At 65.5% G+C, this 22,324-nt stretch carries 26 protein-coding genes; 10 read left to right on the forward strand and 16 right to left on the reverse strand.

From position 1 onward, the window contains the following. Positions 1-37: 37 nt before the first annotated feature. Entirely contained in the window at positions 38-1,048 is a 1,011-nt protein-coding gene (locus JQ573_RS18210; protein WP_212313895.1) for an SIS domain-containing protein, read from the forward strand. Between the two features lie 102 nt (positions 1,049-1,150). On the opposite strand, the gene JQ573_RS18215 is transcribed toward JQ573_RS18210, so the two are convergent. Then, positions 1,151-1,690, reverse strand: a complete 540-nt coding sequence (locus JQ573_RS18215) for a carboxymuconolactone decarboxylase family protein (protein ID WP_212313896.1) — start codon at positions 1,688-1,690, stop codon at positions 1,151-1,153. An 89-nt stretch (positions 1,691-1,779) separates the two neighbouring features. Here JQ573_RS18215 and JQ573_RS18220 point away from each other — a divergent pair, with 89 nt between their 5' ends. Beyond that, the gene (locus tag JQ573_RS18220) at positions 1,780-2,106 is read left to right on the forward strand and encodes a helix-turn-helix domain-containing protein (protein WP_212313897.1); all 327 of its coding nucleotides are present in this window, start codon (positions 1,780-1,782) and stop codon (positions 2,104-2,106) included. 166 nt (positions 2,107-2,272) lie between these two features. Here the strand turns inward: JQ573_RS18220 and JQ573_RS18225 are convergent, their stop codons facing one another. The 3 genes from JQ573_RS18225 to hemH form a co-directional block, all read right to left on the reverse strand. Next, positions 2,273-2,719 (reverse strand): NfeD family protein, encoded by a 447-nt coding sequence (locus JQ573_RS18225; RefSeq protein ID WP_212313898.1) that lies wholly within the window; start codon positions 2,717-2,719, stop codon positions 2,273-2,275. A gap of 231 nt (positions 2,720-2,950) precedes the next feature. Next, on the reverse strand, positions 2,951-3,952 hold the full coding sequence (locus JQ573_RS18230; RefSeq protein WP_092123761.1) for an SPFH domain-containing protein: 1,002 nt from the start codon (positions 3,950-3,952) through the stop codon (positions 2,951-2,953). 239 nt (positions 3,953-4,191) lie between these two features. After that, the gene (gene hemH / locus JQ573_RS18235) at positions 4,192-5,229 is read right to left on the reverse strand and encodes a ferrochelatase (RefSeq protein WP_212313900.1); all 1,038 of its coding nucleotides are present in this window, start codon (positions 5,227-5,229) and stop codon (positions 4,192-4,194) included. Between the two features lie 116 nt (positions 5,230-5,345). Between hemH and JQ573_RS18240 the strand changes: the two genes are divergently transcribed. Beyond that, entirely contained in the window at positions 5,346-5,744 is a 399-nt protein-coding gene (locus tag JQ573_RS18240) for an MAPEG family protein (RefSeq protein WP_097676667.1), read from the forward strand. 192 nt (positions 5,745-5,936) lie between these two features. Here the strand turns inward: JQ573_RS18240 and JQ573_RS18245 are convergent, their stop codons facing one another. The 3 genes from JQ573_RS18245 to JQ573_RS18255 are packed head-to-tail and all read right to left on the reverse strand — an operon-like array spanning position 5,937 to position 9,777. Beyond that, positions 5,937-7,058, reverse strand: a complete 1,122-nt coding sequence (locus tag JQ573_RS18245) for a nickel/cobalt transporter (RefSeq protein ID WP_212313902.1) — start codon at positions 7,056-7,058, stop codon at positions 5,937-5,939. Then, the gene (locus JQ573_RS18250) at positions 7,055-7,690 is read right to left on the reverse strand and encodes a DUF1007 family protein (protein ID WP_212314341.1); all 636 of its coding nucleotides are present in this window, start codon (positions 7,688-7,690) and stop codon (positions 7,055-7,057) included. The genes JQ573_RS18245 and JQ573_RS18250 overlap by 4 nt, the downstream gene beginning before the upstream one ends. Before the next feature lie 11 nt (positions 7,691-7,701). Beyond that, positions 7,702-9,777: a M3 family metallopeptidase gene (locus tag JQ573_RS18255; protein ID WP_212313904.1), complete on the reverse strand. Its 2,076-nt coding sequence runs from the start codon at positions 9,775-9,777 to the stop codon at positions 7,702-7,704. A gap of 130 nt (positions 9,778-9,907) precedes the next feature. Between JQ573_RS18255 and JQ573_RS18260 the strand changes: the two genes are divergently transcribed. The 6 genes from JQ573_RS18260 (at position 9,908) to JQ573_RS18285 (ending at position 14,852) form a co-directional block, all read left to right on the forward strand. Then, on the forward strand, positions 9,908-10,168 hold the full coding sequence (locus JQ573_RS18260; protein ID WP_376711762.1) for a hypothetical protein: 261 nt from the start codon (positions 9,908-9,910) through the stop codon (positions 10,166-10,168). 663 nt (positions 10,169-10,831) lie between these two features. Then, complete coding sequence (locus JQ573_RS18265) at positions 10,832-11,974, forward strand: type III PLP-dependent enzyme (RefSeq protein WP_212313906.1); 1,143 nt, start codon at positions 10,832-10,834, stop codon at positions 11,972-11,974. 129 nt (positions 11,975-12,103) lie between these two features. Further along, positions 12,104-12,709 carry a GNAT family N-acetyltransferase gene (locus tag JQ573_RS18270; RefSeq protein WP_212313908.1) on the forward strand — a complete coding sequence of 202 codons (606 nt, stop codon included), beginning with the start codon at positions 12,104-12,106 and terminating at the stop codon, positions 12,707-12,709. 10 nt (positions 12,710-12,719) lie between these two features. Beyond that, positions 12,720-12,887: a hypothetical protein gene (locus JQ573_RS18275; RefSeq protein WP_212313910.1), complete on the forward strand. Its 168-nt coding sequence runs from the start codon at positions 12,720-12,722 to the stop codon at positions 12,885-12,887. A gap of 92 nt (positions 12,888-12,979) precedes the next feature. Continuing rightward, positions 12,980-13,369: a RidA family protein gene (locus tag JQ573_RS18280; RefSeq protein WP_212313911.1), complete on the forward strand. Its 390-nt coding sequence runs from the start codon at positions 12,980-12,982 to the stop codon at positions 13,367-13,369. Positions 13,370-13,409: 40 nt separating this feature from the next. After that, on the forward strand, positions 13,410-14,852 hold the full coding sequence (locus tag JQ573_RS18285) for a homospermidine synthase (RefSeq protein WP_212313912.1): 1,443 nt from the start codon (positions 13,410-13,412) through the stop codon (positions 14,850-14,852). A 134-nt stretch (positions 14,853-14,986) separates the two neighbouring features. Here the strand turns inward: JQ573_RS18285 and JQ573_RS18290 are convergent, their stop codons facing one another. From JQ573_RS18290 to JQ573_RS18330, 9 genes are all read right to left on the reverse strand, one after another. Next, positions 14,987-15,727, reverse strand: a complete 741-nt coding sequence (locus tag JQ573_RS18290) for an acetoacetate decarboxylase (protein ID WP_212313913.1) — start codon at positions 15,725-15,727, stop codon at positions 14,987-14,989. A gap of 120 nt (positions 15,728-15,847) precedes the next feature. Then, positions 15,848-16,150: a hypothetical protein gene (locus JQ573_RS18295; protein ID WP_212313914.1), complete on the reverse strand. Its 303-nt coding sequence runs from the start codon at positions 16,148-16,150 to the stop codon at positions 15,848-15,850. Between the two features lie 80 nt (positions 16,151-16,230). Further along, positions 16,231-16,947, reverse strand: coding sequence for an MgtC/SapB family protein (locus JQ573_RS18300; RefSeq protein WP_212313915.1), 717 nt, complete (start codon positions 16,945-16,947; stop codon positions 16,231-16,233). Positions 16,948-16,991: 44 nt separating this feature from the next. Beyond that, positions 16,992-18,011, reverse strand: a complete 1,020-nt coding sequence (locus tag JQ573_RS18305; RefSeq protein WP_212313916.1) for a WD40 repeat domain-containing protein — start codon at positions 18,009-18,011, stop codon at positions 16,992-16,994. After that, positions 18,011-19,066 carry a GTP-binding protein gene (locus JQ573_RS18310; protein ID WP_212313917.1) on the reverse strand — a complete coding sequence of 352 codons (1,056 nt, stop codon included), beginning with the start codon at positions 19,064-19,066 and terminating at the stop codon, positions 18,011-18,013. The genes JQ573_RS18305 and JQ573_RS18310 overlap by 1 nt, the downstream gene beginning before the upstream one ends. 51 nt (positions 19,067-19,117) lie before the next feature. Further along, positions 19,118-19,990 (reverse strand): metal ABC transporter solute-binding protein, Zn/Mn family, encoded by an 873-nt coding sequence (locus JQ573_RS18315; protein WP_212313918.1) that lies wholly within the window; start codon positions 19,988-19,990, stop codon positions 19,118-19,120. A 5-nt stretch (positions 19,991-19,995) separates the two neighbouring features. Then, on the reverse strand, positions 19,996-20,865 hold the full coding sequence (locus tag JQ573_RS18320; protein ID WP_092123731.1) for a metal ABC transporter permease: 870 nt from the start codon (positions 20,863-20,865) through the stop codon (positions 19,996-19,998). Positions 20,866-20,870: 5 nt separating this feature from the next. Continuing rightward, the gene (locus tag JQ573_RS18325) at positions 20,871-21,626 is read right to left on the reverse strand and encodes a metal ABC transporter ATP-binding protein (protein ID WP_212313920.1); all 756 of its coding nucleotides are present in this window, start codon (positions 21,624-21,626) and stop codon (positions 20,871-20,873) included. Positions 21,627-21,628: 2 nt separating this feature from the next. Further along, on the reverse strand, positions 21,629-21,826 hold the full coding sequence (locus JQ573_RS18330; RefSeq protein ID WP_212313921.1) for a hypothetical protein: 198 nt from the start codon (positions 21,824-21,826) through the stop codon (positions 21,629-21,631). A gap of 50 nt (positions 21,827-21,876) precedes the next feature. Here JQ573_RS18330 and JQ573_RS18335 point away from each other — a divergent pair, with 50 nt between their 5' ends. Further along, the gene (locus tag JQ573_RS18335; RefSeq protein ID WP_212313924.1) at positions 21,877-22,179 is read left to right on the forward strand and encodes a hypothetical protein; all 303 of its coding nucleotides are present in this window, start codon (positions 21,877-21,879) and stop codon (positions 22,177-22,179) included. Positions 22,180-22,324 lie beyond the last annotated feature (145 nt).

A 22,324-nucleotide genomic window follows, 5' to 3' on the forward strand; every position in this document is an offset into this window, starting at 1 on the left:
GACGCCCGGGTGCAAAACCCCTCCCCTGGAATACGAAATGGCCAAACCGAAACCGCTGATGACCAAATCATCCGGCCCCGATGACGGCGCCATTCAGTCGGCGCTCCGCACCCTCGATGCCGAAGCAAGCGGCGTCGCTGCGCTCTCTGCGGCACTCAAGTCCGACCTCGGCGCGGCGTTCACGGCGGCGGCCGAGCTGATCCGCAAGGCCAAGGGGCGGCTGATCGTGACCGGGCTCGGCAAGTCGGGCCATATCGGCCGCAAGATCGCCGCGACCTTCGCCTCCACCGGCACGCCGGCGTTCTTCGTGCACACCGCCGAAGCCAGCCACGGCGATCTCGGCATGATCACCGCCGACGACGCGATCCTGGCGCTGTCATGGTCCGGCGAGCAGCCGGAGATGCGCAATCTGATCGCCTATGCCGCGCGCTTCGGCATTCCGCTGATTGCGATGACCGCCGACAAGGATTCGACGCTGAGCAAGGCGGCCGACGTGCAGCTCACCATGCCGAAGGCCCGCGAGGCCTGTCCGCACAATCTCGCGCCGACCACGTCCTCGCTGATGATGCTGGCGCTCGGCGATGCGCTGGCGATCGCGCTGCTCGAAGGCCGCGGCTTCACCTCGACCGATTTCAGCGTGCTGCATCCGGGCGGCAAGCTCGGCGCGCTGCTGAAATATGCCCGCGACCTGATGCATAGCGGCGACGCGCTGCCGCTGAAGCCGCTCGGCACCAGGATGTCGGACGCGCTGGTCGAGATGACCTCGAAGGGCTTTGGCTGCGTCGGCATCGTCGACCGCCACGGCCATCTCGCCGGCATCGTCACCGACGGCGATCTGCGCCGGCAGCTGACGCGCCCCGAGCTTTTGACGCTGTCGGTCGACGAGGTCATGACCAAGACCCCGAAGACGATCAGCCGCGACACGCTGGCCGGCGAAGCGCTGGAACTGCTCAACGCCTCGAAGATCACGACGCTGATCGTGACCGACGCGAAGAAGCCGGTCGGCATCATCCATCTGCACGATCTGCTGCGCGCCGGCGTGGCGTAAGAGTCACGGTCCGTAGGGTGGGTTAGCCGAAGGCGTAACCCACCTCTTCTCCCACCGCCGCGCAAATGATGGGTTACGCTTCGCTAACCCACCCTACGCATCTCACTTTGGAAACCGCGCCGCGGTCGGCTCCAGCGGCAGCGCCAGCGCGTTGGCGAGATAGGAGACCGTGCGGTAGAAGCCGCACAGCAGGATGATCTCCAGCACCTGATCGTCATCATAATGCGCCGACAGCGCGGCGAATTCCGCGTCGCTCAACGTTGCCCGCGCATGCAGCGCGTCGACCGCGGCGATCAACGCCTGTTCGGCCGGGGACCAGCAGCCGGCATCGGCCGCACCGTGCACGGTGGCGTGGACCTGCTGCTCCGACAGCCCGGCGGCGGCGCCGAACGCGGTGACATGCACGCCCCATTCATATTCGCAGGCATTGAGCGCGCAGGTGCGGTCGATCACGATCTCGCGCTCCCGCAACGGCAGCGGCCCGCGGTCGAGCAGGCTGCCGCCGCGAAACTTCTCCCAGGCGCGCGGGTGCCCCGCCATCATGCGGAACAGCACCAGCGGCGGCTTGCCGCGCATGATGCGATCGAATTGCTGTTGAACATCCGCCGCATAGGGCGGATCGAGCGGTGCGATGCGTGACATGGGCCGATCTCATTGCTACATTTACTGTAGCATCACGCTACAATATCTGTAGCGAACAACGCAAGCGAGATTCAGGAGAGGTTCGCGACATGGCGAAGCAGGTTCCAGCCACGAAATCCGGCGTCCGCGGTTCACGGACCGGCCGCCCGATCATGGCGCTGCTCGATCTGTTGGGGCGGCGCTGGACCTTGCGCATCGTCTGGGAGCTGCGGGAAGGCGCACTGACCTCGCGCGCGCTGCGTACCGCCTGCGACGAGGCGTCACCGACGATCCTGCAGACGCGGTTGACCGAGCTGCGCGAGGCCGGGTTCGTCGAGCTGACGGATGATGGTTACGGCCTCACAGCGCTCGGCCGGGAGCTGTTCCAAACCTTCACGCCGCTCAGTCGCTTCGCCGAGCGCTGGAGCAAGCGCTAATTCTCTCCCTCTCCCCGTTCTTACGGGGAGAGGGTTGGGGTGAGCGGCTCCCTCCGCGAGCGAGCCGATAGTTGAGACCTGTACCCCCTCACCCGCCGCGCAAGAGCGCGTCGACCTCTCCCCGCAAGCGGGGAGAGGTGACAAACAAGAGCGTCACCCGACAAAGCTAGACCGCCGCCACCGTCAGGCTCGCGCCGTCGGCGCGGACCACCTTCACCCGGCTGCCGGCCGGCGCATCGGGGCCGGCGACGCGCCAGACCGTGTCGTCGATCCGCACAGTGCCAGCGCCATCGATGATCGGCTTCTCCAGGGTGAATTCGCGGCCGACCAAGGCTTCGTTGCGGCGGTTGAGGAACGGATTGGTCTTGCTCGCCTCGGTCGCGCCTTTGGCAAAATGCCGCCACGCCGGCACTGCCAGCGCGGCGAACACCGCGAACATCAGGAGCTGCGTCTGCCAGGACGGCGTGAAGACGAACGACAGCAGCCCGACCAGCAGCGCCGCGAGCCCGAGCCAGAACAGGAAGACGCCGGGCGCCGCGAGCTCCAGCGCCATAAGGATGAAGCCGAAGATCAGCCAGTTCCAGGTACCCAATGACGAAAACATCTCGGCCATGACGTGACCTCTCAACGGTCTGAAGCCCCTCTCCCCTTGTGGGAGAGGGGTTGGGGTGAGGGGTGACAATCTCTCCGCGGAGAGAGACCCCTCACCCGGATTGCATCTAGCGATGCAACGTAGCCGAAGTTTCGCTTCGGCGTTCTCAAGTACGGCCGCCAAAGGCGGCCTTTGCCTCTCCCACAAGGGGAGAGGTGAACGGAATGCGCCGAAGCAATCATTGTCACGCCCTTACCGCTGCGGCGGCACCGGCGGGGGCGGCGTCGGACCGGCCGACGGCACCGAGCCGCGCCGTGCGGCGGCCGCGGCGGATGCGGCACTCTCGCCGAAGGTGGCCTTGGCGATCTCGCCGATGCCGGCGAGCGAGCCCAGGATGCTGGTCGCCTCGATCGGCAGCATCAGCACTTTCTGGTTCGGCGAATCGGCCAATTGCCCGAACGCCTTGATGTATTTATCGGCGATGAAATAGTTCAGCGCGGCGACGTCGCCCTTGGCGATGGCATCGCTGACCATCTGGGTGGCTCTCGCCTCGGCTTCGGCGGAGCGCTCGCGCGCCTCGGCGTCGCGGAACGCAGCCTCCTTGCGGCCTTCGGCCTGCAGGATCTGGCCCTGCTTGGCGCCCTCGGCGCGCAGGATCTCGGACTGCCGCTGGCCTTCCGCCTGCAAAATGTCGGCGCGCTTGACGCGCTCGGCCTTCATCTGCCGGCCCATCGCCTCGACGAGGTCGGCCGGCGGCACGATGTCCTTGATCTCGATTCGATTGACCTTGAGGCCCCAGGGCGACACCGCGGCGTCGACCACACGCAGCAGCCGCTCGTTGATCTCGTCGCGATGCGAAAGCACCTGGTCGAGATCCATCGAGCCCATCACCGAGCGGATGTTGGTCATGGTCAGCACGATAATCGCCTGGTTGAGATTGGCGACCTCGTAGCTCGCCTTCGCTGCATCGAACACCTGGAAGAACGCGACGCCGTCCACCGTCACGGTGGCGTTGTCCTTGGTGATCACCTCCTGCTCGGGGATGTTGATCACCTGCTCCATCATGTTCATCTTGCGCCCGATGCGATCGAAATACGGCACAATCAGATTGAGGCCGGGCGACAGCGTGCGGGTGTATTTGCCGAACCGCTCGATGGTCCAGTCATAGCCCTGCGGGACGGTCTTGATCCCGGCGAACAGCGTGACGATGACGAGAAGAACAAGCGCGATCGCGAAAATGTCGAAGCCAGTCATAAAGTCCTCCAAGGCACCGCGTGTCCCGCGAGACCGTCGCCAGGCACGGTCGTGCATTGGTCGGCAGGACCGCTCCGCCGGTTCAGCCGGCTGTTGTTCTCTCTAGCACATAGGAAGCGGCTGTCGGACTGCCAGATGCACGCAAGCTGAACGCCAGATGCAGCAAGGCTGAACGAACCACTGTGTCCGCTGTCACGGATCGTTAACAATCAGATCCAGCGTGCTCGGATCAAGCCTTGCTAGATCCAGCCCTGGAGCTCGCGCAGCACGAGCTGGCGGATCACGTCCATGCCGCCGTCGCTGTCGTTGAGGCAGGGGATGGCCGCGAACTGCTCGCCGCCATTGTGCCGGAAGATCTCGGCATTCTCCTGCGCGATCTCCTCCAGCGTCTCCAGGCAGTCGGCGGAGAAGCCGGGCGTCACCACGGCAATTCGCCGCACGCCGTCCCTGGCCAGCTTCTCGACCGTCTTGTCGGTATAGGGCTGCAGCCACTCGGCATTGCCGAAGCGCGACTGGAAGGTGAGGATCAGCCTGTTGGCATCGAGCCCGAGCCGCTTGCGCAGCGCATTGGTCGTGGCGATGCACTGCGCCTGATAGGGATCGCCCTTGTCGACATATGCCTTCGGCATGCCGTGGAACGACGCGAGGATGATCTCGGGCTGGAACGACAGCGTCGCGAGATGGTCAATGATCGAGACCGCGAGCGCCTCGATGTAGTCAGGATCATCGTAATAGGGCGGCGTCACCCGCAGGATCGGCTGCGCGCGCATGCCGGCCAGCACGCGAAACGCCTCGTCGCAGACCGTCGCCGACGTCGCCGCGGAATATTGCGGATAGAGCGGCACCAGCAGCAGCCGGTTGCAGCCTTGCGCCGCCAGCGCCTCGATGCGCTCCTTGATCGACGGATTGCCATAGCGCATCGCCCAGTCGACCACGACGTGATCGTGATCGGCGATCGCCTCCGCGAGCTTTTCGGCCTGCGAGCGCGTGATGGTCTTCAGCGGCGACTCGTTCTTCGCGGTGTTCCAGATCTTCAGATAGTCGCGCGCCTTGCGGGCCGGGCGGACGCGCAGGATGATGCCGTTGAGGATCAGCTTCCAGAGCAGGCCCTGGTTCTCGATCACCCGCGGATCGGACAGGAATTCCCTCAGATAGACCCGCACGCCCGCGGCATCGGCCGTATCCGGCGTGCCGAGATTGACCAGGAGCACGCCGACGCGCTCCGGCTTCGGCACCGCGGCAGGCTTCGCGCTCTCGAAGGGGATGACCGTGCTCATGATGGCGTTGCGTCTCAAGTCCTTCGCTTGGGGGCTTTGGGCTTCGCGCGTTGCTCCGACCTTGTCAAGCCGAGTGCCGGTTGGTTACGTTCCCGTCCCGTGAATGGGGAGGAACCATGACGATCGCCGAATGGTGTGTCTTCGGGACGCTGCTGCTCTCGCTGCTGACGATCGTATCGGTGAAATGGGCCGGCATCCGCGGCTTCGACAATTCGAAACCGCGCGATCCGGATTTCTACGACGACCCGATCCGCTCGCGCGCGCTCGGCGCCCACCAGAACGGCATCGAGGCCTTCCCGTTCTTCGCCTTCGCCGTGCTGCTCGCCGAATTCCGCGTCGGGCCGCTGCGGCTGATCGACGAGCTCGCGGTGCTGTTCCTGATCGTACGGATCGCCTACGTCTTCACCTATATCGGCAACCGCCCGACGCTGCGCTCGATCCTCTGGAGCATCGGCTTTGCGATCAACATCGCGATCTTCCTCCTGCCGGCGATCAGGGGGTACCTGACGAGTTGAGCTCGCTCACCCTCCCCTGGAGGGGGAGGGTCGGTTCGCATCGAGCGAAGCGAGGGGCGAACCGGGGTGGGGTGATCTCTCCACTCGGACGCTGTCGGGCGCGGGAAGACCGTCACCCCACCCCGCTACGCATTTCGCTGCGCTTCATGCGTAGCGACCCTCCCCCTCCAGGGGAGGGTAAGACAAGTCACCTCACAAACACGTCGCCCGCTCGGCCGCGACATAGCCGAACAGCAGCCCGAGCCCGAACAGCAGCACGAGCGCAGCGGCAGCAAATTCCAGGCCGCGCATGATCACCATGCCGCCGCCGTCGCGCGTGCCGCTCAGCCGCTCGGCCACGCCGCGCGCCGATACCGCGACCAGCGCGATCGCCGCCACCGTGATGGCGGTGCCGAGCCCCATCACGAAGGTCGCGGCAATGCCGGCCCAGAACAGGCCCTGCGCCAGCGCGAACACCAGCACCAGGATCGCGCCCGAGCACGGCCGGATCCCGACCGTGAGGATCGCACCTAAACCGCGCCGCCAGCCGCCGGGACCGGCGAGTTCGGCCGGCGTCGGCCCGTGCGAATGGCCGCAATGCTCGTCATGGACGTGCTGCGCGTCATGCCCGTGATCGTGGCCGTGATCATGATGATGGCCATGATCGTCATGCGCGTGACGATGATGATGCTCATGGCCATGGTCGTGGTGATCGTGTTCATGGTGGTCGTGATCGTGCCGATGCGCGCCGGCCAGCGCCAGCGCCGGGCGCGGCAGCTTGAGCGCGCGGAGGAAGCCGCCGCCCTTGACCCAGACGAGCCGGGCGCCGAACGCCGCGATCAGCGCGTAGCTCGCGATCTCGATCGCCTTCTCCGCCCCGCACATGGTCTTCGCCGTCGCGTTGAGCAGCCAGGCGCAAATTCCGACGATGGCGACCGCGACCAGCGACTGCATCAGCGCCGAGGCGAACGACAGCACGATGCCGCGCCGCGCGGTCTCGCGATTGGCGACCATGTAGGACGAGATCACCGCCTTGCCGTGGCCGGGGCCGGCGGCATGGAAGATCCCGTAGGCAAAGGAGATCGCAAGCAGCGTCCAGACCGCCGAGCCATCGGATTTCGCGGCGCGGATCGTCGCCGAGATCTCGCGGTAGAACTCCGACTGTTTTGCCAAGAGCCAGCCCACGATCCCGCCCTGCGGCTCCGCCGCGCGCGGCGCGCCGAACGGATTTTGCGCCAGCAGCGCATGAACCGCGCCATCCAGCACCGCGAACGTCGCCAGCACGGCAGCGGACACGGCCAAGCCACGCATCACGCGGGAGGCGATTGGCGTCATGGGCAATCCACCGAGATTTTGTTGGCGAACATCATCGCGAAATTGCCGGCACTCCCGTCGAGAAAGTTCTGCTCGCCGAGCTTCTGCGCGGCGGCGGTGCCGTCGTTCGGCCGCTCGAACTGCATCTTGCAGTCTACAGCGGCGCCGACCAGCTTGACCGGCTCCTTCTCAGCGAACTGGAAGTCGATGAAGTAGGTTGGGTCGAACACTTCGAGCGACAGCTGCCTGGCCTTGAACGGCGTCTTCACCGGCAGGGTGAAGTGCAGGGTCAGCGCCGAATCCTTGTATTCGAGGAAGTAGTCGACCGGCTCGGTGAACTTCTGCTTCTTGCCGTCACCCTTGGCGAAGGTGAAGTAGGCGTATTCCTTCAGCGACTCGACATTGGTCTGCGCCAGCGGTGCCAGTTCCTCGCGGCTGTAGGCGCCCTTCACCTTGGTCTCGATGCCCTGTAGCGCATAGGTCGAGAACATGTCGTCGAAGGTCCAGGCGTGGCGGACCCCCGTGATGGTGCCGTCGGGCGCGTAGATCAGCTCGCTTTTGGCCACGATCCAGACATGCGGATGAGCCTCGGCGGCCGCCGTGCCGAGCACGACGGACACCGCAACCGCGAGCCCGGCGATCAGGCGGTTCAGAGACGGCACCTTCAGGCCGCCTCAGGCGTCTCGAGCAGGCCGCGACGGCGCAGCAGCGCGTCCGGCTCGGGCTCGCGGCCGCGGAAGGCGACATAGGCCTCCTCCGGATCGCGCGAGCCGCCCGAGGAATAGATGTCGTCATGCAGCCGCTTGGCGGTCGCCGGATCGAAGATGTCGCCGGCCTCCTCGAAGGCGCCGAACGCGTCGGCGTCCATCACCTCCGACCACATGTAGCTGTAGTAGCCGGACGCATAGTGATCGCCGGAGAAGATGTGGCCGAACTGGGTCGGCCGGTGCCGCAGCGAGATTTCGGCGGGCATGCCGATCTTCTCCAACTCCTTCTGCTCGAAGGCGCGGACGTCGCGGCTCGCCGCCGCCGGCTGGGTGTGGAATTCGAGATCGACCAGCGCCGAGGAGACGAACTCCACGGTGGCAAAGCCCTGGTTGAACTTGCGCGCGGCGAGGAAGCGCTTGAGCAGGTCGTCCGGCAGCGCCTCCCCGGTCTGGTAGTGGCGGGCGAAGCGCTGCAGCACCTCCGGCCGCTCCTGCCAGTGCTCGTAGAGCTGCGAGGGCAGCTCGACGAAGTCGGTGAAAACGGACGTCCCCGACAGCGACGGATAGGTCACGTCCGAGAGCATGCCGTGCAGGCCATGGCCGAACTCGTGGAACAGGGTCCGCGCGTCGTCCGGCGACAGCAGCGACGGCGCGCCGTCGGCGCCCTTGGCGAAGTTGCAGACGTTGATGACCAGCGGCGCGACGTCGCCGTCGAGCTTCTGCTGGTCGCGCAGCGAGGTCATCCAGGCGCCGGAGCGCTTCGAAGGCCGCGCGAAGTAGTCGCCATAGAACAGCGCCTTGTGCTGACCGTCGCGGCCCTTGACCTCCCACACCCGGACGTCCGGGTGCCAGACCGGCACGTCCTTGCGCTCGGCGAAGGTGACGCCGAACAGGCGGGTGGCGCAGTCGAAGGCGGCCTCGATCATGTGGTCGAGCACCAGATAAGGCTTGATCGCGGAATCGTCGAAATTGGCTTTGGCCTGGCGCAGCTTCTCGGCGTAGTAGCGCCAGTCCCAGGCCGCCAGGGTGAAATTGCCGCCCTCTTCAGTGATCAGCGCCTGCAGCGCATCGCGGTCGGCGAGTGCCCGCGCCCGCGCCGGCTTCCAGACCCGCTCCAGCAGGCCGCGCACCGCCTCCGGCGTCTTCGCCATGGAATCCTCGAGGCGGTAGGCGGCGTAGGTCGGGAAGCCCAGGATCTTCGCCGTCTCCTCACGGAGGCTGAGGATCTCCACGATGGTCGCGTTGTTGTCGTTGGCGTTGCCATTGTCGCCGCGGGCGGTGAAGGCCTTGTAGACCTTCTCGCGCAGGTCGCGCCGCGACGAGCTCTGCAGGAACGGTTCGACCGAGGAGCGCGACAGCGTCACAATCGCCTTGCCGGGCTTGCCGCGCTCTTCCGCCGCAGCCTTGGCGGCCGCCACATATGTGTCGGAGAGGCCGGCGCGGTCACCCTCGCCGAGCTCCATGAACCACTCCTGCTCGTCGCCGAGCAGATGATGGCTGAACGAGGTGCCGAGCTGGGCGAGGCGCTCGTTGATCTCGGCCATGCGGGCCTTGGCGGCGTCGTCGAGCCCGGCGCCCGAGCGGTGGAAGCGGGTGTAGGTGCGCTCCAGGAGCCGCATCTGCTCGCCGGTCAGGCCGAGCGAGGCGCGCTTCTCGTGCAGCATGGCGATGCGGCCAAACAGCACAGCGTTCATCATGATCGGATTCCAGTGCCGCGCCATTCGGGGCGACACCTCCTTGTCGATCTCCAGGATCGCAGGGCTCGAATGGGCCGAGACCAGGTCGTAGAACACCGCCGAGACCTTCGACAGCAGCTTGCCGGAGCGCTCCAGCGCCGTGATGGTGTTGTCGAAGTCGGGCAGCGCCGGATCATGGGTAATCGCAGCCACTTCGGCCGAATGGTCGGCGAAGGCCTGCTCGAAGGCAGGGAGGAAATGCTCCGGCTTGATCTCGGCGAAGGGCGGCGTCTCGAGCGGCGTCTGCCATGCCTTCAAGAGGGGGTTGGCGTGAGCGTCTGCGCTGGTTTCTGACATCGAATATCCCGTTTTCCGCCTTGAAAATGCGGCCCAATCTATATCACGCGATACGGCATTTTTGGGCCTTTTGCGCTTGATAGATGGGCACTTTTCGGAGAGATTGCGCCCCCTGAACAGGACCTATTCCATGACCATGCAGCCCTCCACCGCAGGCACCAGCCGGATCCTCTGGCCGAGCGTCATCACCGTGATTTCGGCGGCGATCCTGATCGGCGCGGAAGTGTTCGGCGCGGCCTTCGCCGGCGGCTGGGCGCTCGCGATCGCGCTCGGGCTCGGTGATTTCGGCGCGCACATCCTGCAGGCCGTGCTGTTCGGCATCGGCGTCCTGATCATGATCGCCTTCATCCGCGCAGCTCAACGCGTCGAGCCGTTCACGCGTCGCGCGTGAGCTGAAGCGATTCGAGAAAGCGCTGCGGCACAGGGCTTAAACGCACACACGCTTCGTTAGTCATTCTTAACAGCCGTTCATCTTCAACGCCTGCTGCGCGCGAGATCGCAAGCACGCGTTAGGGAAATTTGTCGCTATCGCAAAAAAATTCTTGCGAAGCGAATTCAAAAGACTTATTTCCTGCCTTGCCCAATTTCGCACGTGCCTGTGGTCGTGTGTCAGTCGGTAGGTATCCGGACAAGAGGCCGGACAGCCGCCAAGGGGTGGAAGAACCGAGGGTCGCTTACGTCCGTCAGGACACGAGGCGGCCAGCCTCCCTCTCCAGGGATGCCGTTGAAGGTCTCACCACTCTTTGCAACCGTGACTGGCAGCCGGAGGCGAACCGGCGCACCCCGCTCTCAACGGGGGACGCGACTTAAAGCAACGACGGATCGGGCTTTTTTGGTCTCTACCGGCAGTCCAACGCCGGCGCGGGCTACTGAAAAGGCTTGTCCTTCATTGCCAGGTGTGCGGGCGGGAAACTCTCCCAACCAATCCACGGCAGCACAGTCTGGTTTGAGTCTTTTGGCTTTCGTTGCGCCTCCATCGCGCAATGCAGCCAGAGCACTCTTATCCGACGTCACGTTGATGCGGATCCCGTCGCTGGGGCCGTTGGAGAGTGCCATGACCGAACGTATCCAGGAATTCCTGCGTCACCGCCGCAGCGAAGGTCTCGACACCGAGCCGTGCCTCGTCGTCGACCTCGAGGTCGTGCGCGACAATTACCAGACCTTCGCGAAGGTGCTGCCGGACAGCCGCGTGTTCTACGCTGTCAAGGCCAACCCGGCGCCCGAAGTGCTGTCGCTGCTCGCCTCGCTCGGCTCCTGCTTCGACACCGCGACCGTTGCGGAAATCGAGATGGCGCTGGCTGCCGGTGCGACGCCGGACCGCATCTCCTATGGCAACACGATCAAGAAGGAGCGCGACATCGCGCGTGCCTTCGCGCTCGGCATTCGCCTGTTCGCCGTCGACTGCGCCGCCGAGGTCGAGAAGATCTCCCGCGCCGCTCCCGGCGCGAAGGTGTTCTGCCGCATCCTCTATGATTGCGCCGGCGCCGAGTGGCCGCTGTCGCGCAAGTTCGGCTGCGATCCGGAGATGGCGGTCGACGTGCTCGACCACGCCAAGCGCCTCGGGCTGGAGCCGTGCGGCATCTCGTTCCATGTCGGCTCGCAGCAGCGCAAGGTAAAGGCGTGGGACCGCGCGCTCGCGATGGCCTCGACCGTGTTCCGTGACTGCGCCGAGCGCGGCATCAACCTCACCATGGTCAACATGGGCGGTGGCTTCCCGACCAAGTACCTCAAGGACGTTCCGCCGGTCCTGCAGTATGGTCGGTCGATCTTCCGCGCGCTGCGCAAGCATTTCGGCAACCAGATCCCGGAGACGATCATCGAGCCGGGCCGCGGCATGGTCGGCAATGCGGGCATCATCGAGACCGAAGTCGTTCTGATCTCGAAGAAGAGCGACGAGGACGAGGTGCGCTGGGTCTATCTCGACATCGGCAAGTTCGGCGGTCTCGCCGAGACGATGGACGAGTCGATCCGCTACGCAATCCGCACCCCGCATGACGGCGCGGACATGACGCCGTGCGTGCTCGCGGGCCCGACCTGCGATAGCGCCGACGTGCTGTACGAGAAGCTGCCATATCCGCTCCCGGTAACGCTCGAGATCGGCGACAAGCTGCTGATCGAAGGCACCGGCGCCTATACGTCGACCTACTCGTCGGTGGCGTTCAACGGCATTCCGCCGCTGAAGACCTACCACATCTAAGCCGCCTCCTTTTCGAGGCCTGATAAACCGGGAGCCGGCCCCGCCGGCTCCTTCCCGATCATTTTTGATTTTTCTGAACGACGCTTGCGCGGCGTGCGACATGCCGTTGCAAGCGGGGACTGACGTGCCATGACTGCGAAACGGAACACCCCCGTTGCCCTCATCCGAAATGCCGCTCCGTTCGCGATCCGTGCGGAGCGGGCTTCGGACGTCGTCGCGCGCGAAGCGCTGCTGGATGCCTGCTTTGGCGAGAACCGCCATGCCCGCACCTGCCAGCGCCTGCGCGACGGACGCGCGCCCGCCCAAGGCCTGAGCCTTGCGGCCGTGCGCCAGGACGGCCGGCTGGTTGGAACCGTGCGGCTGTGGCACGTCAGCGCGGGGGGCCGCAGCGCGCTGATGCTGGGGCCGCTGGCTGTCGACGACGACTGCCGCGGCCTCGGCGTCGGCGCCGCGCTGATGCAGCGCGCGCTGGCCGTGGCGAAGGCCCGTGGCCACGGCGCCGTCATCCTGCTTGGCGATGCGCCCTATTACGCCCGCTATGGCTTCACCGCTGCCAGGACCGGCGAATTGTCCTTGCCCGGCGCATTCGAGCGCGAGCGGCTGCTCGGCCTCGAGCTGGTCGAGGGCGCGCTGGACGGCGCCTGGGGCATGATCACGCCGACCGGCGCACCGCTGCCCAAGAGCAAGGCAACCCGCAACCGGAAGGCACCGCTCGCCGTGCCGCACGCGGCGTAAGGCGGGCGCCATGGCAGAGAACCTTCCCGCAATCGATGGCGCACGCCCGCGTTGGCGCGGCCTCGTCACCACGGTCATGCTGGTCCTGATCTCGGTCATGATCGTCCGGGACATCCTGATCCGGCGCTGGACCGGCGCGCCGCCGTCGCCGCCGGACACCACGCAGCAGTCCCACTAGCGCCGGCCGCAAGGCCCAGAATAGAAGGGGTTGCGCGGGCGCCAAAAATGCCCGTAAACCCCGCGCAAAGCCATTCTCAGCCGAGGTCCGACATGTCCCGCCGCTTGATTTCCACCGGCTCGCCGTTCGAGAAGACCGCGGGTTACAGCCGTGCCGTGATCGACGGCGATTTCGCCTTCGTCGCCGGAACCACCGGCTACGACTACACCACCATGACCATGCCTGATGATGTCACGAGCCAGTCACGGAACTGCTTCAAGACCATCGAGGCTGCCCTCAAGGAGGGTGGCTTCGCGATGGCCGACATCGTCCGCGCGACCTACTACCTCACTGACGTCAGTGACGCGGATACCCATTTCGCGGTCTGCGGCGAGGTGCTCGGCGAGATCCGACCTGCCGCGACGCTGCTGATCGTCGCGGGGCTCTACAGGCCCGAGATGAAGGTCGAGATCGAAGTCACCGCAAAGCGACGCAACCCCTGATCCACCCTACCCGCCGCTCGGCGCTCTCCTGGAGAAAATGATGAGCCCCTCCTCGCAGATCTACGCGAAAATCACCGGCCCCATTGTCATGATCGGCTTCGGCTCGATCGGCAAAGGCACGCTGCCGATGATCGAGCGGCATCTCGATTACGACAAGTCGCGCATCACGGTGATCGATCCCAAGGATGAAGGCCGCAAGGCCCATTGCGAGAAGCAGAATGTCAAATTCATCCAGCAGGCCGTGACCAAAGACAATTATCGCGACTTGCTGACCCCGCTGCTCACTGAAGGCGGCGGCCAGGGCTTCTGCGTCAATCTCTCGGTCGATACCGGCTCGACCGACATCATGGAGCTCTGCAACGAGCTCGGTGCTCTCTATATCGACACCGTCAACGAGCCCTGGCTCGGCTTCTATTTCGATGCTTCGAAGGGCCCGGAAGCGCGCTCCAACTACGCGCTTCGTGAAGTGACGCTGGCCGCCAAGAAGGCGCGCCCGGCGGGCTCGACGACGGCGGTCTCCTGCTGTGGCGCCAATCCCGGCATGGTCTCCTTCTTCGTCAAGCAGGCGCTGCTCAACGTCGCCGCTGATCTGAAGCTCAATGCCCCCAAGCCGAAGACCAAGGCTGAATGGGCGGACTTGATGCGGCAGGCCGGCATCAAGGGTATCCACATCGCCGAACGCGACACCCAGCGCTCCAAGTCGCCGAAGGAGCCGGATGTCTTCGTCAACACCTGGTCGGTGGAAGGTTTCCTGTCCGAAGGCGTGCAGCCGTCCGAACTCGGTTGGGGCACCCATGAAAAATGGATGCCCGAGAATGCGCATACCCACGAAGCCGGCTGCGGCGCCGCGATCTATCTGATGCAGCCCGGCGCCAACACGCGCGTGCGGACCTGGTGCCCGACCCGCGGCGCACAGTATGGCTTCCTCGTCACCCACAACGAGTCGATCTCGATCGCCGATTACTTCACGGTGCATGACGCATCGGGCAAGGCGATCTATCGGCCGACCTGCCACTATGCCTATCATCCGGCCGACGATGCCGTGCTGTCGCTGCATGAAATGTTCGGCCGCGCCGCGAAGATGCAGGAGAAGCACCACATCCTCGACGAGAACGAAATCGTCGACGGCATCGACGAACTCGGCGTGCTGCTGTTCGGCCACGACAACAATGCCTACTGGTACGGCTCGCAGCTCTCGATCGAAGAGACCCGCAAGCTCGCGCCCTACCAGAACGCGACCGGCCTGCAGGTGACGTCGGCCGTGCTCGGCGGCATGGTGTGGGCGCTGGAGAACCCGAACGAGGGCATCGTCGAAGCCGACGAGATGGACTTCGACCGCCTGCTGGAAATCCAGCTGCCGTATCTCGGCCCGGTGAAGGGTTTCTACACCGACTGGACCCCGCTGACGGATCGTCCGGGACTGTTCCCGGAAGACATCGACACCAGCGATCCCTGGCAGTTCAAGAACGTCCTGGTGCGCTGAGAGGCCTTCCGGCCAAATCTCGAAAACAACCCCATGCACAGTAGCCGGCGAGATCGGCTGGCTCTCGTCATTCCGGGCTGGCCCGAAGGGCCAAGCCCACCGGTGCGCAATTGCGCACCGGGAATGACAGCGGCTCACTTCGCCATGTAGTCGAACGCGACCGAGCCGAGGCCCAGCGTCAAATCCGCCTTGTAGTGCAGCGCCGAGACCACTTCGCGCACCGGTAGGCGGGCGACGTCGCACAGCGCGTGCGGAAACAGGCCGAGCGCGGCGGGGCCGGTCCAGGCCTCCTTCAAGGTGATGTCGTCGAGATGGAAGCGCACCAGCTCGCAGATCCGCGGCGTGCCGTCGACATGCGGAATGATCTTCAGGATGAAGTTCGGCGCCTTCATCGCGTTCAAGACCGTGTCGTGATCGACCTTGTGGTACTTGTAGCCCATCGTGGCGGAGGCGCAGAGCACCGAGCCGTAATGCAGCGAGCCGACCAGCACGTCGCTCTCGACCGCGATCTTGGGCCGCGCCAGCTTCTTCGGAAATCCCCACAGCTCACGGCCGCCGGCGATCGGGGCCTCGTCGTCGAGATACATCGCGTGGGTATAGGCTCCGAGCTCGCCCTTGAACCGGACCGGGATCACCTGCCCGGTCTCGGTGTAGTCGCCGAAGCCGGTCGAGTCCGGCATGCGGATGAATTCGTACTTCACGACAGGCTCGGCGACCTCGAGCGGCTCCGGCACCACGGCCGCCAGCGCTTCGGGGTCGGTCTTGTAGGTGATGATGAAATATTCGCGGTCGAAGAACCGATATGGCCCCGGCGGAAACGACGGGTTGGTGAGCGGCATCGAATAGGCGGTGCGCCGGACGTCCTCGATCTTCATGAAGTGCCCCATCTGTCGTTGGTGTGCCGGCAGATTATGGCGGGCGCGGAGGGCGGAGGCGAGACCGTATAATCGGCAGCATCAGTCAAATGCGCGTCACAATGCGCCGGCCGAACGCGGCTATTTCTTCTCGATCGGCGGCGCGATTTTCTCGGCGGGCGCCGGCGGCAGCGCCGGCCTGGCGCCGGCCTTCTGCGCCTCAGCGTCGGGACGCGCAGGCTCCGGTGCCGGCGTGGTCGGCCGCTCGCCGCCGGGTTTTGACTCGGCGGGCGGCGTCGTCTGTAGCGGCTGGGTCGCCTGCGCCATCTCTTGCGGGGCAGCGTTGATCGCGTGCAGCGACAGCACCGCGATCGCAACGCCCGCCACCACCAGTGTGGCGGCGATCAGCACGTCGTTCCGCAGCCTGGTCCGATCCGCAGCCATGTCGTTCACCCGCGATTGTCAGCGAGGTCAACGATCCGGCCACCGCATGGTTCCCGAGCAGCGCCTGCGGGAACCTCGCCTCAATCCGTGGTGCTGATTTCCCAGGTTACGTGCCGCACGCCGGGCTGATGCTGCAAGTCGACCACAACGGCATTCAGCTCGTTGGGGTCGACCGCGGTCGAGACCAGCTCCGCCACGATCTCGAGGAAGTCGTCGCCGGCCTCGACCACGTTGACATCGGCGACCGGATAGTTCGCGGCCTCGAGCTTCTCCACCAGGCGGTCGCGCATGGCGGGCAGCGCCTCGGGGGTCACCACGAGCTTGAAGTAGTAGGTTGCCTCCGAGGCCTTCTCGTTCAGCGGGATGCGGTTGATGGCATTGACCAGCGGACGCAGCAGCGTGTTGCCGGCGATCACGAACACGGTCAACGCCGCCGCCTGCGCCACCAGGTCCGCGCCGGCGCAGGAGCCGACCGCGGCCGAGGCCCACAGCGTCGCCGCGGTGTTGAGCCCGCGCACGTCCATGCCCTGCTTCATGATGACGCCGGCGCCGAGGAAGCCGATCCCCGACACCACATAAGCGATCACCCGCACCGCGCCATCAGCGCCGGCCAGATGCATCGCGAGGTCGACGAAGGCGGCCGCACCGACCGCGACGAGCACATTGGTGCGCAACCCCGCGGTGCGCTGCCGGTACTGCCGTTCGGCCCCGATCAGTGTACCGAGCACGAAAGCTGTCGTCAGGCTGACCAGCGTGTCGATGAAGTCGGCGAGCTGGAATGTGGTGAGAAATCGCATGACGCTGCCGATTCTTCCTCGCCCGAAAACGATGCAGCGATCTCTTACATTTCCAGGATGCCCGCGTCACCATCTTCCGTGCCGTAGGCGAGCAGCGTGCCCTTGGCATTCCACCCCAGCGCGGACACCGCGGCACCGGCATTCCGACGCACCAGGATCTCGGCACCGTCCTCGAGCCGGACCATCAGCACGGTGCCATCGGCATAGCCGACCGCCATGATGTCGTTCTTCGGATGACAGGCGACCACCGCGACCCGCGCCGGCATCGGCGTCAGCATCGCCGGCTCCTTGCCCATCGGCCCGTCCTTGCTCGTGAACGGCCAGACGATCACGGTATCGGCGCCCGAGGTCGCGAGCCCCTTGCCGCCGGCGCTCCACGACATCGAGCGCACGCGGCCGGGATAGCCGCTCATCCGCATGTGCCGGTTATCGGCGAGCCGCCAGCCATGCATCGCGGCCTCGTGCATCGCCGTGACAAGAAACTTGTTGTCCGGGCTGAAAGAGACCGCGAGATGCGAGCCGGCCCATTCCAGGAATTCCGGATTGGCGGCCATGTTGGGAAACCACAAGGTCACGCCGTTGTAGTGCGCGATCGCAAGCCGCAGGCCCTTCGGCGCGAACGCCAGCCCGCCGACGGTCGACGGCACCTCGAAGGTTTTCTCTTCGCCCTTGGGATTGCGCACGAAGGCGGTCTTGCCCGCCGACCACGCCACGGTGCCGTCGCTGTGCAGCGCGACATTATCGATCCAGCGCCGCTTGGCGTCGGTCGCAATGGTCGAGGTCTCACCCTTGGCGTCGATCGCGATCAGCTTGCCGTCGTCACCGCCGGTGACGAGCCGCTTGCCGTCGGAGGCCGCGCACAGGATGGCGCCGAAATGAGTCTCGGTCCGCGTGATCTCGCCGTCGGCGGTCGCGATCGCGACGCTCTCCTCGGCGCCGACGAAGAACGCGCGGTCGCCGAGAAAATGCACTGAGCCGACCGCCGCGCCGAGCGGAAGCGGCTTGACGCGGTCGGTGATCGAAACGATGGAAGAAGGGGCCTCGCCCGGATCGAACTCTTTCATCACGTGGTGATGCACTGCTCGAAGCCGTCGCGGATCGCCTGCTCCGGCAATTCGCGACCGATGAACACGACGCGGCTTTCACGCTTCTCGCCGTCCTTCCACTTCCGCTGATGATCGCCCTCCAGCATCATGTGGACGCCCTGGAACACGTAGCGGTCGTCATCGCCGGTGAAGGCGAGGATGCCCTTCGAGCGCAGGATCTTCTGGCCTTCGGTGGCGACGAGGTTCTGCAGCCAGGGCATGAACTTGGTCGGATCGAGCGGCTTCTCCGAGCGCAGCGACAGCGATTGCATGTCCTCGTCGTGATAGTGCTTCAGCCCGCCATGGCCGTGATCGTGGTGATGGTGATCATGGTCATGACCGTGGTCGTGATGGTGATGATCATGGTCGTGACCGTCGCCGGCCTCGAGGAAATCGGGCTCGATCTCAAGGATGCGGTCGAGGTCGAACGCGCCGCGCTCCAGCACGTCGGCGATCCCGACCTGGCAACGCTCGGTGCGATGCAGCTTTGCGTACGGATTGATGCCGCGGATGCGGGCCTCGACTTCGGCGAGCTCCGCCTTCGAGACCAGGTCGGTCTTGTTCAGCACGATGACGTCGGCGAACGCGATCTGGTTCTTGGCTTCCGGCGCGTCCTTGAGGCGATCGCTCAGCCACTTGGCATCAGCGACGGTCACCACCGCATCGAGCCGGGCGTTCTTCTGCACGTCCTCGTCGACGAAGAAGGTCTGCGCGACCGGCGCCGGATCGGCAAGGCCGGTGGTCTCGACGATGATGGCGTCGAACTTGCCCTTGCGCTTCATCAACCCGTCCATGATGCGGACGAGGTCGCCGCGCACCGTGCAGCAGACGCAGCCATTGTTCATCTCGAACACTTCCTCATCGGCGCCGATGATGAGGTCGTTGTCGATGCCGATCTCGCCGAATTCGTTGACGATGACGGCGTACTTCTTGCCGTGGTTTTCCGACAGGATGCGGTTCAGCAGCGTGGTCTTGCCGGCGCCGAGATAGCCCGTCAGCACGGTCACTGGAATTTTCTGCGAAGCTTCAGCCATAACAACTCCGAATTGGGGCCGCGCTCAATCCAGGCAGGGAGGCCCCTGCCCCTAGTTGGCGAGCGCGCTGGTCAGGGCCTTTATATTGTGCCTGACCATATCAATGTAAGTGGGTGCTTGGCCCTTTTCGGCCGTCAAACTGTCCGAATACAGGGTCCCGCCGACCTTGGCCCCGGTCTCGGCCGCGATCCGCTCGATCAGGCGGGGATCGCTGATGTTTTCGAGAAAAACTGCCGGAATTTTCGCGACCTTGATCTGGGCGATGATGGCGGCGATATCGCGTGCGCTGGGCTCGGAATCGGTCGAGACGCTGAGCGGCGAGAAAAACGTGATTCCGTAGGCATCAGCGAAATAACCGAAGGCGTCGTGGGTCGAGATCACCTTGCGCCGCGCGTCCGGTATTCTCGCCACCGCCTCGTGCACCTCGCGGTCGAGCGCCTCGAGCTTGGCCAGATAGGCGTCGGCATTGGCCTTGATGGCGGCTGCCTGGTCAGGCGCCGCGGCGATCAGCCCGTCGCGAATATTGACGACGTAGATCTTCGCATTGGCCACCGATTGCCAGGCATGCGGATCGTCATGGCCGCCCATCTTGCGCGGCATGATCCCCTTGGTTGCCACCACAACCGGCGCCTTGCTGCCGGAAGCTTGCAGCAGCCGCGGCAGCCAGCCCTCGAAGCCGAGGCCGTTGATGACCAGCAGCCTGGCGTCGGCAACCTTCTTGGCATCCGCCGGCGTCGGTGCATAAACATGCGCGTCGCCGTCGGGCCCGACCAGCGCCACCACATCGACGCTGTTGCCGCCGACATTGCGCACCATGTCGGCGAGGATCGAGAAGCTCGCAACGACGTTGATGCGCTCTTCGGCGCGCGCCGCGCCGCTCGCCAGCAGCAGCGCCAGACCGATCAACCCGAACAATCGCCGCATCGTCCTCACGCCTCGAGATGGCGGCCGGGGAACAGCTGCCGCACCAGGCCGCTGACATTGCCGAACAGCAGCGACACGATATAGAGCCCGGCCGCAACCAGGATGATCGCGGGGCCGGAGGGAATCCGGGTCTGGTACGACAGCACCAGCCCGGCATAGCCCGAAACAATCGCGCTCGCGACCGCGATGCAGATCATGGTGGTGATGTCGCGCGACCAGAACCGCGCGATGCCGGCAGGCAGGATCATCAGCCCGACGCCGAGCAGCGTGCCGAGCGCGTGGAAGCCGTTGACGAGGTTGACCACGACCAGCGCCAGGAAGGCGAGATGCGCCGGCGCGCCGGCCCGGCTCACGGTGCGCAGGAATACCGGATCGACGCATTCGATCACCAGCGGACGATAGATCACCGCGAGCACCAGCAGCGTGATGGTGGCGTTGAACGCGATCACCAGCAGGGTCTGGTCGTCCATCGCCAGGATATTGCCGAACAGCACGTGCAGCAGGTCGATATTGGTGCCCTTGATGGAGACGATGGTGACACCGAGCGCGAGCGAGACCAGATAGAAGGTCGCAAGTGAGGCGTCTTCCTTCAGCTCCGTGGTGCGGGCGACGAGGCCGGCGAGCAGCGCCACCGCAAAGCCGGCAATCAGGCCGCCGGTCGTCATCGCGAACAGATTGAGCCCGGACAGCAGGAAACCGATCGCAGCGCCCGGCAGGATCGCATGCGCCATGGCGTCGCCGACCAGGCTCATCCGCCGCAGCATCAGGAATACGCCGATCGGCGCACCGCCGAGCGACAGCGCGATCACCGCGGCGAGCGCGCGGCGCATGAACTCGAATTCGGTGAAGGGCGTGATCAGCGCGTCAGTCAGCATCGGCGTCAGGCGGCCCGTGAGCGCGGATCGGCGGCGCACGCCGCGGCACTGTCGTCGAACGCCTCGCACATCCGCATCGCGACCGTCAGATTGTCCGCGGTCAGCGTCTCCGCGGTCGGGCCCCATTCCACCGGGCCGCGCGCCAACAGCAGCGTTTCCGGGAAATTGTTGCGCACCATGTCGAGGTCGTGCAGCGCCGCCAGCACCGTGCGCCCCTCGCCGTTCCAGCGTTTCACCAGCGTCAGGAGATCGGCGGTGGTCTTGGCATCGATGGCATTGAACGGTTCGTCGAGCACGATCAGGCGGGCGTCCTGCAGCAGCACACGCGCGAACAGCATGCGCTGCATCTGGCCGCCGGACAGCGTGCCGATCGGGCGGTTCTCGAAGCCGTTGAGGCCGACGGCGGCGAGCGCCGCCAAAATCTTGTCGCGCGCGCCCTTGCCGATGCCGCCGAAGAAGCCGGTCGAGCGCCACAGCCCGGTGCCGACGAAATCGAACACCGAGATCGGAAACGTACGGTCGATGTCGGCGGACTGCGGCAGATAGGCGATGTCGCGGTGGTCGAGGCCGTCGAGATCGATCACGCCCGACAGCGGCTTCAGCACGCCGGCGATGCCGCGCAGCAGCGTCGACTTGCCGGCGCCGTTCGGGCCGATCACCGCGAGCAGCGCGCCCGCCTCGACCGCGCCATTGAGATGATGCACCGCCGGGTGGCGGTCATAGCCGAGCGTGACGTCGCGGAAGGTGACAAGCGCACTCATGGTCACCTCATCGCCAGCCAGACGACGGCCCACAGGCAGGCCGAGACCGCGAGCGCCGCGCCCAGCCGGGCCGGCACGGGCATGCGCAGGATCGACCAGGGCGCGGCCTGGGCCGGATGCGCCGAGGGGCCATGGCTGTGCCCGTGGGGATGGCTGTGGCCGTGATGGTGGTGGTCGTCGTGGGAGTGCGTATGCGCCATGGCCAAACTGTTATATTATAACATAACGCGAGTCTACCAACGAGGAACTCATGGCCGCTCCGCAAAACCGGGAGAGATTCGAGCTGCGCCGGCAGGATGACGCCCTCGTCTACAGCGTTGTCCGGAACACCCGCCCCGATGGAACCGTCGGCTACCAGCACCAGGATCGGGATTTCTGGATCGAGCACCGGCCGGGCTGGAGCAGGTTGGCCCGGGCCCCTCAGAGCCAAACCTGCACCGGCCGCCCCTGGAACGTGTTGCCGGCCGATCAGGGCGATCACCCACCGGAAGGCGACTGGGTGAGCCGGAAGCGGACGAAGTCGTATGTTTATAGCCTCGTCTATGTGAGCTAGGCGAAGAGCCATCGCGGCGCGATCTGTCTCAAGTTCGTCGTCTCGGCGGGAGCCTCTCCGTTCGTCGTCCTGGCGAAAGCCAGGACCCATTACCACCGCATTCGGTGATGAATACGCTCGCGGCCCCAACGTCGCACAACAATCG

The organism is Bradyrhizobium sp. AUGA SZCCT0105 (assembly GCF_018129565.1).
Taxonomy (GTDB): domain Bacteria; phylum Pseudomonadota; class Alphaproteobacteria; order Rhizobiales; family Xanthobacteraceae; genus Bradyrhizobium.